The sequence below is a fragment of the Geodermatophilus sp. SYSU D00758 genome (assembly GCF_054049955.1).
Genome location: NZ_JBJGYK010000009.1, coordinates 66,756 through 81,782 on the forward strand (window position 1 = coordinate 66,756; position 15,027 = coordinate 81,782).

Sequence of the window (15,027 nt, forward strand, 5' to 3'; positions counted from 1 at the left end):
CAGCCCGGGCTCAGTCGGACCAGAAGGTGTCGTAATGCGCGGCGTCGGTGTGGCCTTCCCAGACCTCGACCAGACGTCCCTCGCGCACGTGGCCGATGAGGGCCAGGCGGGCATCCAGTGATCGTCCGGCCCGCTGGCCGTGCTCGACGTGCAATCCGACCACGTGCTCGTCCCCGGCGACGACGTCGTGCAGCTCGGCCCGGAAGGTGCCATCCGTCAGCGATGCGAGCCGGCCGAAGAGCTGCAGCACCTCGTCGATCCCCTTGAAGTCGCCCGTGAGCGCATTGCGCCCGGGCACGTGCCAGACGATGTCCGGGTGGAGCAGCTCCCGGATCCGCTCCACGTCACCGCGGTCGGAGGCCGCGTAGAGGTCGCGGAGCATGGTCTCGTTCGGGTGCGGCATGGCGTCCTCCTCGCGGGTCCTTCCCCCGTTCGGAGCCGTGATGGTCCTCCTCCGCGGGGGGAGGGACAAGGAGGACGGCGCCGTGGGCCCGGACCCCCGGGGTCACCGCGCATGCCCGTCGCCCGGCACCGGGTAGGGCCTCGTCCATGGCTGTGGACACCCCTGCCCGCTACGACGGCTTCGACCGCATGCCCCTCGCCGGCACCTGGCGCGAGGGCGGCTCGGAGCGGACCGCGACCGACACCGACCCCTACACCGGCGAGACGCTGACCGAGATCCGCCTGGCCGACGCCGACGACCTCGACGCCGCCTACGCCGCCGCCCGGGAGGCGCAGCGGGAGTGGGCCGGCCGCCTGCCGGGCGAGCGGGCCGCGGTCATGCGCCGCGCCGCCGACGTCATGGAGGCGCGCAAGGGCGAGATCGTCGACTGGCTGATCCGCGAGACCGGCTGCGCGGCGCCGGTGGCGGAGTTCCAGTGGGCGATCACCCAGCGGGACTTCTTCGAGGCGGCGTCCTACCCGTACCGCGTGGAGGGGCGGATCCTGCCCGCCGACATCGAGGGCAAGGAGAGCCGGGTCTACCGCCGCCCGGTGGGCGTGGTCGCCGTCATCAGCCCGTGGAACGTGCCCATGCACCTGTCCAACCGCTCGGTCGCCCCGGCGCTGGCCGTCGGCAACGGCGTCGTCCTCAAGCCCGCTGGGGGCACCCCGGTGACCGGCGGGCTGCTGCTGGCCCGGATATACGAGGAGGCCGGCCTGCCCGACGGGCTGCTGTCGGTTGTCATCGGGTCCGGCAGCGAGATCGGGGACGCCATCGTGTCCCACCCGGTGCCGCGCGTGGTGTCGTTCACCGGCTCCACACCGGTCGGCAAGGGCATCGCGGAGAAGGCCGGGTTGAAGAAGCTGTCGCTGGAGCTGGGCGGCAACGGCCCGCTCGTCGTGCTCGACGACGCCGACCTGGACTACGCGGTCGACGCCGCCGTGTGGGGGAAGTTCTTCCACCAGGGCCAGGTCTGCATGATCACCAACCGGCTGGTGGTGGACGACCGCGTGCACGACGAGTTCGTCGACCGGTTCGTCGCGAAGGTTGCCGGCCTGCAGGCCGGCGACCCGCGGGACCCCTCCACGGTGATCGGGCCGATCATCAACGGCAAGCAGCTCGAGGACATCCAGGACAAGCTCGCCCGCGCCCGGGACGACGGCGCCCGGCAGCTCGTCGGCGGCGACCCCACGGGGCCGATCGGCTCGGTGCTGCCGGCGCACGTGCTGCTGGGCGGCAACGACGTCGCCACCGCGCGCGAGGAGGTCTTCGGCCCGGTGGCCACGATCATCCGGGCGCGGGACGAGGACGACGCCCTGGCCATCGCCAACGACACCGAGTACGGCCTCTCCAGCGCGGTGTTCACCGAGGACACCGAACGCGGGGTCCGGTTCGCCCTGCGCGTCGAGGCCGGGATGACGCACGTCAACGACTCCCCGCTCAACGACGAGAACAACACCGCGTTCGGCGGGGAGAAGGAGTCCGGCCTGGGCCGCTTCGGTGGCGAGTGGGCGATCGAGGAGTTCACCACCGACCACTGGGTGAGCGTGCAGCACACCAAGCGGCAGTTCCCCTTCTGACCGACCCCGGGCGTCCGGCGGGTCCATCGACCCGGCCCGTCGGGACCCAGGACCCCCGGCGGCGGGGGCGGGGTGTGGGCACGGTGGGGAGGACCGCCCACCACGTCCGTCGGGAGCCCCGTGTCCACCGGCCTCTACGTCACCCTCGTCGTCCTGCTCTGGCTGGCCTGCGGGCTAGGCGCGGCCTTCTTCCTGCTCGCCCGCCACGGCTACCGCGACCGCCGCTGGTACCTCATCGGCGGCGCGCTCGGGCCGCTGTTCGTCCCGATCGCGGTCGAGCGCGGGCGCCGCTCCTCCGGGGTGCTGGAGCGGGCCGGCGCCGATCCGGCTCCCACCCCGGCGGCGGGGGCGGCCCCGGCGCGCGACCCGGGTCGGGGCCCGACGGTCGTCGTCGGCCTCGACCGCTCGGCCGGCTCGGACGACGCGGTCCGGCTGGCCGGCCGGCTCTTCGACGGCAGCGGCGCCCGGGTGGTGCTGGTCAGCGTCCTCGACCCGGACGTCGGGGAGTTCGGTGACCGGCGCACCCAGCAGGAGTGGCACGACCACCTGGCCGAGCGGTGCCGGTGGCTGCGGCCCGGCGCGGAGGCACCGGTGCTGGAGATCTGCACCGGCGACCCCGGCCCGGCGCTGGTCGCCGTCGCCCGCTCCGAGGACGCCGACGTGCTCGTCGTCGGCCGCCGCGGGCGGGGGCTGACCCACCGGCTCCTCGGCAGCGTCGCCGACCACGCCCTCCGGCACGCCGACGTGCCGGTCCTGCTCGTCCCCCCGGCCCGGTGAGCGGGCCGGAGGGGGTTCAGCGCGCGCGGCGCAGCAGCGCGAGGAACATCGCGTCGGTGCCGTGCCGGTGCGGCCACAGCTGGGCGTAGCGGCCCCGCTCGACCCCGGGCACGTCGGGGAACAGCGGCGCCACGGGGAGCACCTCGACGTCCTCCCGGCCGGCGGCGGCGTCGACGACCGCCACCGTCTCCGCCGGGTGCGGCGAGCAGGTCACGTAGGCGACCAGGCCGCCCGGCCGCACGGCCGCCAGCGCCCCGGCGAGCAGCTCGCGCTGCAGCTCCGCCAGCGGGGCGACGTCCTCCGGCGTCCGCCGCCACCGCACCTCCGGGCGGCGCCGCAGCGCGCCCAGCCCGGTGCACGGCGCGTCGAGCAGCACCCGGTCGAACGAGCCGGGCGCCCACGGCCCCGACCGGCCGTCGGCGACGAGCACCTCGGTGCCCGGCTCGTCGCGCAGCGCGCCGCGCACCAGCTCCGCCCGGTGCGGCGACCGGTCGGCCGCGGTGAGGTGCACGCCCGCGGGGCGGACGGCGGCCAGCAGCGCCGCCTTGCCGCCCGGCCCGGCGCAGACGTCGAGCCACGCCGCGTCCGGCCCCTCGAGGGGGGCCCGGGCGAGCAGGAGGGCGGCCAGCTGGCTGCCCTCGTCCTGCACCGCCGCCCGGCCGGCCCGGACGGCGGGGACCCGGGCCGGGTCACCGCCGCCCAGCCGCACCGCGTACGGCGACCACGGGCCCGGGGTGCCGCCGGACTCGGCGGCCAGCTCCTCGCGCGCCAGCCGGCGGGCCACCAGGTGCACCTCCGGTGCGGCGTTGTCGGCCCGCAGCGCGTCGGCGAGCTCGTCGCCGCCCTCCTGCGGGGCGCAGCCGGCCAGCGCGTCCCGCCAGGCGTCGACCACCCAGCCGGGGTGATCGGTGGCCAGTGCCAGCCGCTGCCGCTCGTCCCCGCCGAGCCGCTCGAGCCAGTCCGCACGCTCCCCGCCGGCCGCCACCTTCCGCAGCACCGCGTTCACCAGTCCGGCGGCGCCGCCGCCGACGATCCCCCGGGTGAGGTCGACGGTGGTCGCCACGGCGGCGTGCGCGGGCACCCGGAGGTCGAGCAGCTGGTGGGTGCCCAGCCGCAGCAGGTCGAGCACCCGGGGGTCGAGGTCACCCAGCGGCCGGTCGACCAGCCGGGCCAGCACCGCGTCGAGGGTGCCCCGGGCCCGCAGCGTGCCGTAGGCCAGCTGGGTGGCGAAGGCGGCGTCGCGTTCGTCGAGGTCGCCGGCCCGGTCGCGCAGCAGCTGCGGCAGCAGCAGGTTCGCGTAGGCCTCGCGCGAGGTGACGGCGTCCAGGACGTCGTAGGCGGTCAGCCGGGCGCCGTCCAGCCGCGGGCGCGGTGGGCGGCGGCCCTGGCGCGGCGCCTCGCGGCGCCCCGGACGCGGGCCGCCGCCGGGTCGGCGGGGCGGGCGGGTCACGCCGCCGCCCCCTCGTCGCCGACCCGCTCACCGGGCTCCGGGCGGGCGCCGCGGGCCCAGTCGGCGGCCGGGAGCATCCGCTTGCCGGCCGGCTGCACCATCGTCAGCCGGACCGCGCCCCGGCCGGTGCCGACGAGCACGCCCGTGGGGCCCACCGACAGCTCGCCGGGCGCCAGGCCCAGCGACGTCGGCAGCGGCTCCACCGGCGCGAGCCGCAGCCGCTCCCCGCGCCAGGTCGTCCAGGCGCCCGGCGCCGGGGTCACCCCCCGGACCCGGCGGTCGACGACGTGCGCCGGGAGCGACCAGTCGACCCGCGCGTCGGCCGGCTCGATCCGCGGCGCGAGGCTGACCCCCTCGGCCGGCTGCGGCTCGGGCACGACGGTGCCGTCCTCGATCCCGTCGAGGGTGGCGACCAGCAGCCGGGCCCCGCTGAGCGCCAGGCGGCCCAGCAGGTCACCGGCGGTGTCCCGGGGCCCGACCGGCTCGGTGACCACGCCGTAGACCGGGCCGGTGTCCAGGCCGGCCTCCAGCCGGAAGGTGCAGGCCCCGGTGACCTCGTCGCCGGCCATCAGCGCGTGCTGCACCGGGGCGGCCCCGCGCCAGGCCGGCAGCAGGGAGAAGTGCAGGTTGACCCACCCGTGGCGCGGCAGGTCCAGCGCCGCCCGGGGCACCAGCGCCCCGTAGGCGACCACCGGGGCGCAGTCGACGGCCAGGTCGGCGAGCGCGGCGAGGAACCCGGGGTCGCGCGGCGAGCCCGGTTGCAGCACCGGGACGCCGGCGGCGTCGGCCCGCTCGGCGACGGGCGAGCGGCTCACCCGGCGCCCGCGCCCGGAACGGGCGTCGGGACGGGTGAGGACGGCGACGACCTCGTGCCGCTGCGAGGCGAGGAGGAGGTCCAGCGAGGGGACGGCGACGTCCGGCGTCCCGGCGAACAGCAGCCTCAGTGGGGACTCACCTCCACGCGCGGGGTCCAGGCGGCGGCGCCGGCCCAGTCGGCCTCGGCGATCGCGGCCAGCGCGGCGGCGCGGGCGGCGGGGTCCAGCCGGTCGAGGAACAGCACGCCGTCGAGGTGGTCGACCTCGTGCTGCACCGCGCGGGCCAGCAGGTGCGAGCCCTCGACGCGGACCGGCTCGCCGTGCACGTCCACCCCCGTGGCGACCACGTGCAGGGAGCGGCGGCAGTCGTAGCTGTAGCCGGGGATGGACAGGCAGCCCTCCGGGCCTTCCTGCACCTCCTCCCCCACCGTCGCGACGACCGGGTTGACCAGGTGGCCGAGCTCCCCGTCGACGTACCAGGTGAACACCCGCAGGCCCACGCCGAGCTGGGGCGCGGCCAGGCCGGCACCGCCGGCGGCGGCCATGGTGTCGGTCAGGTCGGCGACCAGCTGCCGCAGCTCGGCGTCGAAGTCGACGACGGGGGCTGCGGGCGTCCGCAGCACCGGGTCGCCGAGCAGCCGGATGGGGGTCACGCTCACCGGTCGATCCTAGGCGGCGCCGGACCTGGCTACGGTGCGCACATGGCCTCAGCGACGTCCCACCGCGCCCGCGCGGTCGCCAGCGCTGCCCTCGACGGCCTGGTCGTCGGTGCCGCCGAGGCGGCCCTCGAGCTCCCCGCCCGCTCCCCCGGCCGGGCGGGGGTGTACCTGGCGACCGGCGCGGCGGTGACGGCCGAGACCGTCGTCCGCGAGCTGCCCGCGCTGCGCCGGGCGGTGCGCGGGCTGCCGGCGCTGCCCGACGACCCGCACGACCGGGCGGCGCGGGTCCACCAGGCGCTGGTGACCACCGGCTGGGGGCTGCTGGTCACGGCCGTGGACGGCCCGCTCGCCCGGGCGCTGCGCCGCCGCGGGCACGCGCGCCCCCACCTGCTGCTCGGGGTGGCGGTCGGCGTGGCCACGGCCGCCTCGACCGTGCCGGCGTGGTGGCGCCGGGCCACCGCCCTGATCGCCGCCGACCGGATGACCGCGGGTCTGGACGACGAGCTCGCCGAGCTGCTCAGGCAGTCGTCGGACTGAGCTGCCCCGCGCCACCCGCAGACCGGCCCGGCGCGCGCGGGCGGTCAGACGAGGTCGAGCGGGTCGAGCTGCACCCGCACGTGCTCGGCGGCCTTCTTCGCGCTGCGCACCCCCTGGACGGCGGCCAGCGCGTGGGCCAGACCGAGCCCCTCCGCCCGCGGGACGCGGACCAGGAAGCGCTCGCGCTCCCCCTCGTCGCCCGGTCGCGCCGGTTCGGGCACCGGGCCGAGCACGTCGGCGTCCCCGGGGAGGCGGGCGGCCGCGAGGAACTCGGCGAGCGCCGCGGGCGACCCGGAGAGGGCCGCCATGCGGGTGGCCGGCGGGAAGCCGAGCTCCCGGCGGTCGGCCAGCTCGCGGGCGGCCAGCCAGGCGGGGTCCCAGCGCACCAGGGCCTGCACGACCGGGTGGGCGGCGTCCGCGGCGACCACCACCTGGCCGCCGGCCGACGCCGGCCGGACGAGGGTCGCCGCGTTCAGCCACCGGCGCAGCGTCTCCTCCCCCGCGCGCAGGTCGGCCCGGCCGAGCAGCGCCCAGGAGTCCAGCAGCAGCGCCGCCCCGTACCCGCCCTCGGCCACCGGTTCGGCGCCCGGGGTGGCGACCACGAGGGCCGGCCCGCCCGGGACCGTGGCGAGGACGCCGGACCCGCGGCCGGAGACCCGCACCGCGGCCCCGGGGAAGGCCCGGCCGAGCTCCTCGGCGGTCCGCCCGGCACCCACCACGGTCGCCCGCAGCTTGGTGCCGTGGCAGTGCGGGCAGTCGAAGGCCGCCGCCGGGCGGGCGCACCACCGGCAGGCCGGCACCCGGGAGCCGCCCGGGCCGGGTGCGGCGGCGATGCCGAGCGGGCCCGAGCACACCGGGCAGCGGGCCGGCGACCGGCAGCGGTCGCAGGCCAGGCCCGGCGCGTACCCGGCCCGGGGCACCTGGACCAGCACCGGGGCGCCGTCGGCCAGCGCCTGGCGGGCCACCCGGTGGGCCAGGCTGGGCAGCCGGGCGGTGCGCGCGGCGGGGTCGCGGGCCAGCTCGGCGTCGGCGCCCAGGGCCTGCACCCGCGGCGCGGCCGCGCGCAGGGTGGCCCGGTCGGCGGCCAGCTCGTGCGCCCAACCGCTGTCGACCAGCAGCTGGGCCTCCGCGGTGCGCGCGGTGCCGGCGACGACGGCCGCGCAGGAGGCCAGGTGGGCGCGGTGCAGGAGGACGTCGCGGGCGTGCGCGTAGGGCGCCCGGGGCTCGGCGTGCAGGTCGTCCCCGTCGTCCCAGACGGCGACCAGGCCGAGGTCTGCCACCGGGGCGTAGACCGCGGCCCGCGCGCCCAGGACCACCCGCGCGCTGCCGCGGGCGGCGTCCAGGAACCGCCGGTACCGGGCGTCGGGGGCCGCGTCGGCACGGAGGACGACGGTGGAGCCGGCCGGGAGCCGCTGCTCGGCCGCGGCGGCGAGCCGGTCGAGGTCGCGGCCGTCGGGGACGACGACGAGCGCCCCCCGACCGCCGGACAGCGCGGCCTGGCAGAGCTCGGCGAGGCGGGCGGGCCAGTCCTCGCCGGGCAGCGCCGTCCAGACCGCGCGGGCCGGCCGGCCCTCGGCGACCGCCGCGAGCAGCGAGGGCCCGGCCGGGTAGCGGGCGAAGCCGGCCGGGTCGGGCGCCGCCGGCGCCGGCGGCGGCTCGGCCGGCGCCCGCTTCTCCGCCGCCGCGCGGCGGGGCGGGACGGCCAGGCGCAGCACGTCGGGCACGGTGCCGCCCCAGCGGTCGGCGACCGAGCGGGCCAGTGCCAGCACCTCCGGGGTCAGCACCGGCTCGGGCGAGACCAGCTTGGCCAGCGGCGCCAGCCGGCCGCCGTGCTCGGTGGTGTCCCCCAGCTCGGCGACGAAGCCGTCGACCAGCTGCCCGGCGAAGCGCACCCGCACCCGGCAGCCGGGCACGACCCGGCCGGCCAGCTCGTCGGGGACGGCGTAGTCGAAGGTGCGGTCCAGGTGGGCCAGCGGCACGTCGACGACGACCCGGGCCACCCGCGGCGGGCGGGCGCCCGGGTCGGGGTCCGGGGTGGGCGGGGCCGGGGTCAGCGACGTCTCCGTTCGGCGGGCGCGGGGCGGCTCGGGTCAGTGTGGCCGCCGGGTCCGACACCGCCGCGCCGCTGCTCGCCTCGTCCCCCGGGGGCCGCGGGAGCCCCTGGGGGTGAGGAGGGCGGGCGGCCCCTCCGCAGGGCCCCCCGCGAGCCTTCGAGGGCGGGGGGCAGAGGGGCCCTCCTTCAGGCCCCCGCGGCCGCGCGCAGCGCCTCGACGCGGTCCAGCCGCTCCCAGGGCAGCTCGACGTCGGTGCGCCCGAAGTGCCCGTAGGCGGCGGTCGGCCCGTAGATGGGTCGCAGCAGGTCGAGGTCCCGCACGATGGCACCCGGCCGCAGGTCGAACACCGTGCCGATGGCCTTCTCGAGCGCGTCGTCGGCGACCGTGCCGGTGCCGTGCGTGTCGACGAACAGCCCCACCGGGTGGGCGGTGCCGATGGCGTAGGCGACCTGGACCTCGCACCGGCGGGCCAGGCCCGCGGCGACGACGTTCTTGGCCACCCAGCGCATCGCGTAGGCGCCCGAGCGGTCGACCTTGGACGGGTCCTTGCCGGAGAAGGCGCCGCCGCCGTGGCGGGCCATGCCACCGTAGGTGTCGACGATGATCTTGCGGCCGGTGAGCCCGGCGTCGCCCATCGGCCCGCCGATGACGAACTTGCCGGTGGGGTTGACCAGGAGCCGGTAGCCGTCGGTGGGCAGGCCGAGCGCGGCCAGCTCCGGCTCGACGACGAGCTCCTGGACGTCGGGGGTCAGCAGCTGGTCGATCGAGATGTCCTCGGCGTGCTGGGAGGAGACGACCACGGTGTCGACGCCGACCGGCCGGTCGTCCTCGTAGACGACGGTGACCTGGGTCTTCCCGTCGGGGCGCAGGTAGGGCACCGAGCCGTCCTTGCGGACCGCCGACAGCCGCCGGGAGAGCCGGTGGGCGAGCGCGATCGGCAGCGGCATGAGCTCGGGGGTCTCGTCGGTGGCGTAGCCGAACATCAGGCCCTGGTCACCGGCGCCCTGGCGCTCGATCTCGTCGTCGGTGACGCCGGCCGTGCGCGCCTCGTAGGCGGTGTCGACGCCCTGGGCGATGTCGGGGGACTGCGAGCCGATGGACACGCTCACGCCGCACGAGGCCCCGTCGAAGCCCTTGCGCGAGGAGTCGTAGCCGATGCCGAGGATGGTCCGCCGGACGATGTCGGCGATGTCGACGTAGCCGCCCGTGGTGACCTCGCCGGCGATGTGCACCTGGCCGGTGGTGATGAGCGTCTCCACCGCGACCCGGCTGCGCGGGTCCTGCTCGAGCATCGCGTCGAGGATCGCGTCGCTGATCTGGTCGGCGATCTTGTCCGGGTGGCCCTCGGTCACCGACTCGGACGTGAAGAGACGGCGTGGCACTCGGGGCTCCTAGGGGGTCGGGGGCACTCTCGCGGCACCGGCGGGGCCGGTGCGTCCGGCGTGCACGTTACCGGCGGGCACCGGGTCCGCGCCCGGCGCTCCCCCGCTCACGCCAGCCGGGGGACGACGGCGCTCCAGATGGCCGCGGCCACGGCGTCCTTGCTGGCCTCGGGGACCTCGGTCGCGCTGCCGTCCGCGGCGAGCACGACCGCGGCGTTGTCCGGGCGCCCGAAGACCCGCCCGCCGGAGACGTCGTTGACCACGAGCAGGTCGCAGCCCTTGCGGGCCAGCTTGGCGCGGGCGTGGGTGAGCACGTCGCCCTCGTCGTCACCGGTCTCGGCGGCGAAGCCGACCACCAGCTGGCCGGCCGGGCGGGTCTGCACCAGCTCGGCGAGCACGTCGGCGGTCCGCACCAGGCCCACCGCGTCCGGCTCGGAGGGCCCGCCCTTCTTCAGCTTGGTGCCGGCCGCCGCGGCCGGCCGGAAGTCGGCGACCGCGGCCGCCATCACGACCACGTCGGCGTCCGCCGCCTCGGCGGTCACGGCCACGCGCAGCTCCTCCGCCGTCCCGACCGGGACGACGCGGACGCCGAACGGCGCCGGCTCCTCGACGTTGGCCGCCACGAGGACCACCTCCGCACCCCGCGCGGCGGCGACCCGGGCCAGCGCCCAGCCCTGCCGGCCGGAGGACCGGTTGCCGAGGTAGCGCACCGGGTCGAGCGGCTCCCGCGTGCCCCCGGCGCTGATCACGACGCGGCGGCCCTCGAGGTCACGGGCCAGCGTGCCGGCGCCGCCGCCGAGGACCACGCCGGCCAGGGCCGCCACGTCGCCCGGCTCGGGCAGCCGGCCCGGCCCGGAGTCCGGTCCGGTGAGCCGCCCGACGGCCGGCGGCAGCACGACCGAGCCGCGGCGGCGCAGCGTGGCGACGTTGTCCTGGGTGGCCGGGTGCAGCCACATCTCGGTGTGCATCGCCGGAACGAACACCACCGGGCAGTGCGCGGTGAGCAGGGTGGCGGTCAGCAGGTCATCGGCACGGCCGGCCGCGGCGCGGGCCAGCAGGTCGGCCGTGGCGGGGGCGACGACCACCAGGTCGGCGGTCTGCCCGATCCGCACGTGGGCCACCTCGTCGACGTCGGACCAGACGTCGGTGGTGACCGGGTTGCCCGACAGCGCCTCGAAGGTCGCCGCGCCCACGAAGCGCAGGGCCGCCGGGGTCGGGACGACGCGGACGTCGTGGCCGGCCTCGGTGAACGCCCGCAGCAGCAGCGCGGCCTTGTACGCGGCCACGCCACCGGCGACGCCCAGGACGATGCGGCTCATGGGGACATCCTCCACGCACGGCGACGCCCCCGGCACCGGGTGCCGGGGGCGTCACTCGTGAGGGCTGGAACGGCCCCGTCGCAGGGCCCCGCCCCGAGCGCGCGAGGGGTGGGGGGCGACGGGGTCCGCTCTCAGTTCTCGCCGGCGGTGTGGGTGAGCAGGCCCTCGTTGATCTCGCGGAGCGCGATGGACAGCGGCTTCTCCTGCGGCGCGGTGTCGACCAGCGGGCCGACGTACTCCAGCAGGCCCTCGGAGAGCTGGCTGTAGTAGGCGTTGATCTGCCGCGCGCGCTTGGCGGCGAAGATCACCAGACCGTACTTGCTGCTGGTGCGCTCGAGCAGCTCGTCGATCGGCGGGTTGGTGATGCCCTCGGGGGCGGGTGCGACTCCGGACACGGGCGGGCGTGCTCCTCAGCTCGGTGGCGTGGGCGGGCGGCCGGGGGCCGTGCGCTCACTCGGTGGCGCCGGTCTCCTGACGCGGGTGGGACGACGGCGCAGTCAGCAAGCCTACCAACTCGTCCGCGGCCCGGGCCACGTCGTCGTTGACCACGACCACGTCGAACTCCCCGGCCGCGTCCAGCTCGGCCTGGGCGATGGCCAGCCGGCGCTCCTGGACGGCCGGGGGCTCGGACCCGCGCCCGGCCAGCCGGCTGACCAGCTCGGCCCAGGACGGCGGGGCGAGGAACACCAGCTGGGCATCGGCGTCCCGGGCCCGCACCTGGCGGGCTCCCTGGAGCTCGATCTCGAGCAGCGCCGGCGCCCCGGTGGCGAGTCGCTCGCGCACCGGGGCGGCCGGCGTGCCGTAGCGGTTGCCGGCGTACTCGGCCCACTCCAGGAGGCCGTCCTCGGCGACGAGCCGGTCGAACTCGGCGTCGTCGACGAAGTGGTAGTGCACCCCGTCGACCTCACCGGGCCGTGCGCGGCGGGTCGTCGCCGACACCGACACCCACACGTCGGGGTACCGGCGCCGGACCTCCGCGACGACCGTGCCCTTGCCGACCCCGGAGGGGCCGGAGAGCACGGTCAGCCGCGCGGGGGACTGCTGGGGGGCGACACTCGCCACGCGTCGTCCTCGACCTCCGGGTGCCTCGACGAGCGGGATCAGGCCTCGGCGGCGGCCTGGTCGGCGGCCACCTTCTCGCCGCCGAACTCCGCTTCGAGGGCCCTGCGCTGGTTGGCACCCAGGCCGCGCACCCGGCGGGTCGGGGAGATCTCGAGCCGCTCCATGATCTTCGCAGCCCGCGCCTTGCCCACGCCGGGCAGGGACTCCAGGACCGCGGAGACGCGCATCTTGCCGATCACCTCGTCGGTCTCGCCCTGGCGGAGGACGTCGCCGACGGTGGCGCCCTTGCTCTTGAGGCGCTCGCGGAGCTCGGCCCGGGCCTTGCGGGCGGCGGCGGCCTTCTCGAGGGCCGCGGCGCGCTGTTCGGGGGACAGGTCGGGAAGGGGCATGGTGCGACCCAATCTCGTCGTCGCCGGCCTTCGGGCTCGGCCGGCGGGGCTCGTGCTGATCTCGTCGTGCCGGTGCTCTGTGCTGAGCCTGGCGATCAACCTAGTTCCCGGGATATGCGCAGGTCACGCCCGGTCCACGCCTACTTTCCCGGCAATTCGTGACCCTCCGGTGACTCCGCGTGCCCACCAGCGCTCACACTCCGTCAGGATCGCAGGTCAACCCCGGTTGCGTGGCAGCCGTGTCGCGCCCGTGCCACGACGGCGTGCGCCCGACACGCCGGGTCCGACACGCCGGGACGCCGTCCGGTGGGGACCGGGCCGGGCAGGACCCCTCGGCTCACGCGGCCAGCGCGGCGGCCCAGCGCCCGGCGGCCGCCCGGAGCGCTCCGGGGCCGGGCCCGGCGGCCAGCACGTCGCGCGACACCGTCGGGACCACGGCCGCGCCGTCGCCGAAGAGCCGGCGCAGGTCGGCCGGCGAGCCGCCCTGGGCGCCGAGCCCCGGCGCGAGCACGGGGCCGCCGAGGCCGGTCAGGTCGACGTCGCACTCGGCCAGCGTGGCGCCGACGACGACGCCGAAGGAGCCCGTGGCCGGGCCCCAGCGGCTGCCGAGGTCCTGCACGGCGCCGAGGTCGGGCGGCGGGTCGCCGACCACCCAGCCGGGGGTGTTCCAGCCGCGGACGGCGTCGACGACGACCTGCGCCACCGACCGCTCCCCGGCGAGCGCGTGCTGGAGGGCGCCGGCCTCCGGGTTGGAGGTGCGGGCGAGGACGAACAGCCCCCCGCCGTGCTGGCGGGCGGTGTCGACCGCCGGCTGGAGGGAGCCGGGGCCCAGGTAGGGGCTGACGGTCATGGCGTCGACGGCCAGCGGGTGGCCCGGGCGCAGGTAGTCGGCGTAGGCGTCCATCGTCGAGCCGATGTCGCCGCGCTTGGCGTCGAGGAGGACCAGCGCCCCGGCGGCGCGGGCGCGGGCGACGGCGTCCTCCAGCACCGCCAGGCCCCGCGAACCGTGCCGCTCGTAGAACGCCAGCTGCGGCTTGAGGACGGCGACGGTGCCGGCCAGCGCGTCGACGACGGCGTCGGTGAACCGCGCGAGCCCCGTGGGGTCGTCCGGCAGCCCCCAGCGCTCCAGCAGCGGCACGTGCGGGTCGATGCCGACGCACAGCGGGCCGCGGGCGGCGACCGCGTCGGCCAGCCGCTGCCCGAACGGGGCGTTCACGGCGCCACCGCGCGCGGCAGGGTCTCCCCCAGCGCGGCGATGCAGTCGCGGGCCAGGTACGGGTCGGCGAAGGCCCCGGAGGCCGACTGCACCGCGTCGGCACCGGCGGCGAACAGCGCCTCGAAGGACGCCGGGTCGGTGACCCCGCCCATCGCCAGGACGTCGAAACGCGCCCCCGCCGCGTCCCGCAGCGCCACCAGGCGGCGGGTGAAGTCCAGCGCGGAGGCCCGCACGGCGACGCCCGACAGCCCGGCGAGCTCGCGGCCGGGGAACGTCGGCGCGCCGTCGCTACGGCGCACCCGGCTCTGGACGGTGTTGATGCCCGCGACGCCGTCGACCAGCGGGGCGATCCGGGGCACCAGGGCGGCGAGCTGCCCGGCGTCCAGCCAGGACAGCTTGGCCACCAGCCCGGTGCGGTCGTCCAGGGCCCGGCGGACGCCCTCGACGACGGCCACGGTCGCGTCGGCGTCCAGGCACAGCGGCGGGCGCACCCCCGCCGCCGAGCGGTCCAGGGTGTTGGGGCAGGAGAGGTTGAGCTCGACCACCGGCGCGCCGGCCTCCTGCGCCATCGCGGCGGTCCGCGCGAAGTCGGCGACCAGGGCCGCGAGGCCGGCGCCCTCGGCGTCCTCCCCCATGACGCTGACCAGGAGCAGCTGGTCGTCGGCGAGCGCGGCCAGCGACCGCTCCAGGTCGGGCATCCACTCCTCCGGGGCCGGGGAGGGGACCCCGAAGGAGTTCACCGTGCTGACCGCGGGCGTGCCGGGCGCCACCCAGTCCCACGGGTCCGAGACGACCTCCGCCGACGCGCCGGGCGGCAGGCTCGCCGTCTCGCGCGGGGCGAAGGTCCAGTTGGGCCGGGGGTTGGGCTCGTGGGCGCGGCTGCGGACGGTCTTGTAGGTCAGCACGCTGTAGCCGTTGGACGCGAAGTGGCGCACCCACTGCTCGCCGCCGTTGAGCACGCAGGCCGGCACCCCGATGGGGAAGCCGAGCGACCGGCCCAGCACCGGCCAGCGGCGCCGGGCGGCCGGCCGCTCCGGCAACCGCGGCCCGACCGGGGTGGTGAGGTTGTCGCGGTAGGAGCCCAGCACGTCGTAGGCCGGTGTCGGGACGCCCGCGGCGGCCAGGACCCCCGCGTGGCCGGCGAAGAAGAGCACCCGGGTCAGCAGGGGCAGGTCGTCGTCGCCGACCGCGCCGGTGGCCAGGCGGTCCGCCAGCCCGCGCGCCGCCGCGGCCAGGGCGTCGAGCTCCGGCTGCGGCGGCCGCGCGAACCGGGTGACCCCGGCGAGGAAGGCGCCGGGCAGGCCGTCGACCGCCCCCCGGGCCACGAGGTCGTCGCGCACGCGCC

Annotated in this window: 15 protein-coding genes; 3 read left to right on the plus strand and 12 right to left on the minus strand. The window is 77.7% G+C overall.

Annotation, left to right across the window (positions count from 1 at the left end; translation table 11 throughout):
• Positions 1-10: 10 nt before the first annotated feature.
• Positions 11-403: a nuclear transport factor 2 family protein gene (locus ACI8AC_RS08710; protein ID WP_456897168.1), complete on the minus strand. Its 393-nt coding sequence runs from the start codon at positions 401-403 to the stop codon at positions 11-13.
• Positions 404-549: 146 nt separating this feature from the next.
• On the opposite strand from ACI8AC_RS08710, the gene ACI8AC_RS08715 reads away from it, so the two are divergent.
• Complete coding sequence (locus tag ACI8AC_RS08715; protein WP_456897170.1) at positions 550-2,022, plus strand: aldehyde dehydrogenase family protein; 1,473 nt, start codon at positions 550-552, stop codon at positions 2,020-2,022.
• Between the two features lie 120 nt (positions 2,023-2,142).
• A complete protein-coding gene (locus ACI8AC_RS08720; RefSeq protein WP_456897172.1) occupies positions 2,143-2,799 on the plus strand; it encodes a universal stress protein in 657 nt (218 codons plus the stop codon).
• Between the two features lie 16 nt (positions 2,800-2,815).
• On the opposite strand, the gene ACI8AC_RS08725 is transcribed toward ACI8AC_RS08720, so the two are convergent.
• The 3 genes from ACI8AC_RS08725 to def are packed head-to-tail and all read right to left on the minus strand — an operon-like array spanning position 2,816 to position 5,723.
• Positions 2,816-4,249 carry an RsmB/NOP family class I SAM-dependent RNA methyltransferase gene (locus ACI8AC_RS08725; RefSeq protein WP_456897174.1) on the minus strand — a complete coding sequence of 478 codons (1,434 nt, stop codon included), beginning with the start codon at positions 4,247-4,249 and terminating at the stop codon, positions 2,816-2,818.
• The gene (gene fmt, locus ACI8AC_RS08730) at positions 4,246-5,241 is read right to left on the minus strand and encodes a methionyl-tRNA formyltransferase (protein WP_456897318.1); all 996 of its coding nucleotides are present in this window, start codon (positions 5,239-5,241) and stop codon (positions 4,246-4,248) included. Before fmt ends, ACI8AC_RS08725 begins: the two co-directional genes overlap by 4 nt.
• A complete protein-coding gene (def, locus tag ACI8AC_RS08735) occupies positions 5,190-5,723 on the minus strand; it encodes a peptide deformylase (protein ID WP_456897175.1) in 534 nt (177 codons plus the stop codon). The genes fmt and def overlap by 52 nt, the downstream gene beginning before the upstream one ends.
• Positions 5,724-5,765: 42 nt before the next feature.
• On the opposite strand from def, the gene ACI8AC_RS08740 reads away from it, so the two are divergent.
• Positions 5,766-6,260, plus strand: a complete 495-nt coding sequence (locus ACI8AC_RS08740; RefSeq protein ID WP_456897177.1) for a hypothetical protein — start codon at positions 5,766-5,768, stop codon at positions 6,258-6,260.
• 44 nt (positions 6,261-6,304) lie between these two features.
• Here ACI8AC_RS08740 and ACI8AC_RS08745 read toward each other — a convergent pair whose 3' ends face one another.
• The 8 genes from ACI8AC_RS08745 to ACI8AC_RS08780 form a co-directional block, all read right to left on the minus strand.
• Positions 6,305-8,260: a primosomal protein N' gene (locus tag ACI8AC_RS08745; RefSeq protein ID WP_456897179.1), complete on the minus strand. Its 1,956-nt coding sequence runs from the start codon at positions 8,258-8,260 to the stop codon at positions 6,305-6,307.
• A gap of 239 nt (positions 8,261-8,499) precedes the next feature.
• A complete protein-coding gene (metK, locus tag ACI8AC_RS08750; RefSeq protein ID WP_456897181.1) occupies positions 8,500-9,696 on the minus strand; it encodes a methionine adenosyltransferase in 1,197 nt (398 codons plus the stop codon).
• A 107-nt stretch (positions 9,697-9,803) separates the two neighbouring features.
• Positions 9,804-11,015, minus strand: a complete 1,212-nt coding sequence (gene coaBC / locus ACI8AC_RS08755) for a bifunctional phosphopantothenoylcysteine decarboxylase/phosphopantothenate--cysteine ligase CoaBC (RefSeq protein WP_456897183.1) — start codon at positions 11,013-11,015, stop codon at positions 9,804-9,806.
• A gap of 131 nt (positions 11,016-11,146) precedes the next feature.
• Positions 11,147-11,410 carry a DNA-directed RNA polymerase subunit omega gene (gene rpoZ / locus ACI8AC_RS08760; protein ID WP_012949163.1) on the minus strand — a complete coding sequence of 88 codons (264 nt, stop codon included), beginning with the start codon at positions 11,408-11,410 and terminating at the stop codon, positions 11,147-11,149.
• A gap of 55 nt (positions 11,411-11,465) precedes the next feature.
• On the minus strand, positions 11,466-12,077 hold the full coding sequence (gene gmk, locus ACI8AC_RS08765) for a guanylate kinase (protein ID WP_456897185.1): 612 nt from the start codon (positions 12,075-12,077) through the stop codon (positions 11,466-11,468).
• Between the two features lie 38 nt (positions 12,078-12,115).
• Positions 12,116-12,466, minus strand: coding sequence for an integration host factor, actinobacterial type (gene mihF, locus ACI8AC_RS08770; protein WP_456897186.1), 351 nt, complete (start codon positions 12,464-12,466; stop codon positions 12,116-12,118).
• A 337-nt stretch (positions 12,467-12,803) separates the two neighbouring features.
• Positions 12,804-13,682, minus strand: a complete 879-nt coding sequence (gene pyrF, locus ACI8AC_RS08775) for an orotidine-5'-phosphate decarboxylase (protein ID WP_456897188.1) — start codon at positions 13,680-13,682, stop codon at positions 12,804-12,806.
• Positions 13,679-15,022 carry a dihydroorotate oxidase gene (locus tag ACI8AC_RS08780; protein WP_456897190.1) on the minus strand — a complete coding sequence of 448 codons (1,344 nt, stop codon included), beginning with the start codon at positions 15,020-15,022 and terminating at the stop codon, positions 13,679-13,681. The genes pyrF and ACI8AC_RS08780 overlap by 4 nt, the downstream gene beginning before the upstream one ends.
• Positions 15,023-15,027 lie beyond the last annotated feature (5 nt).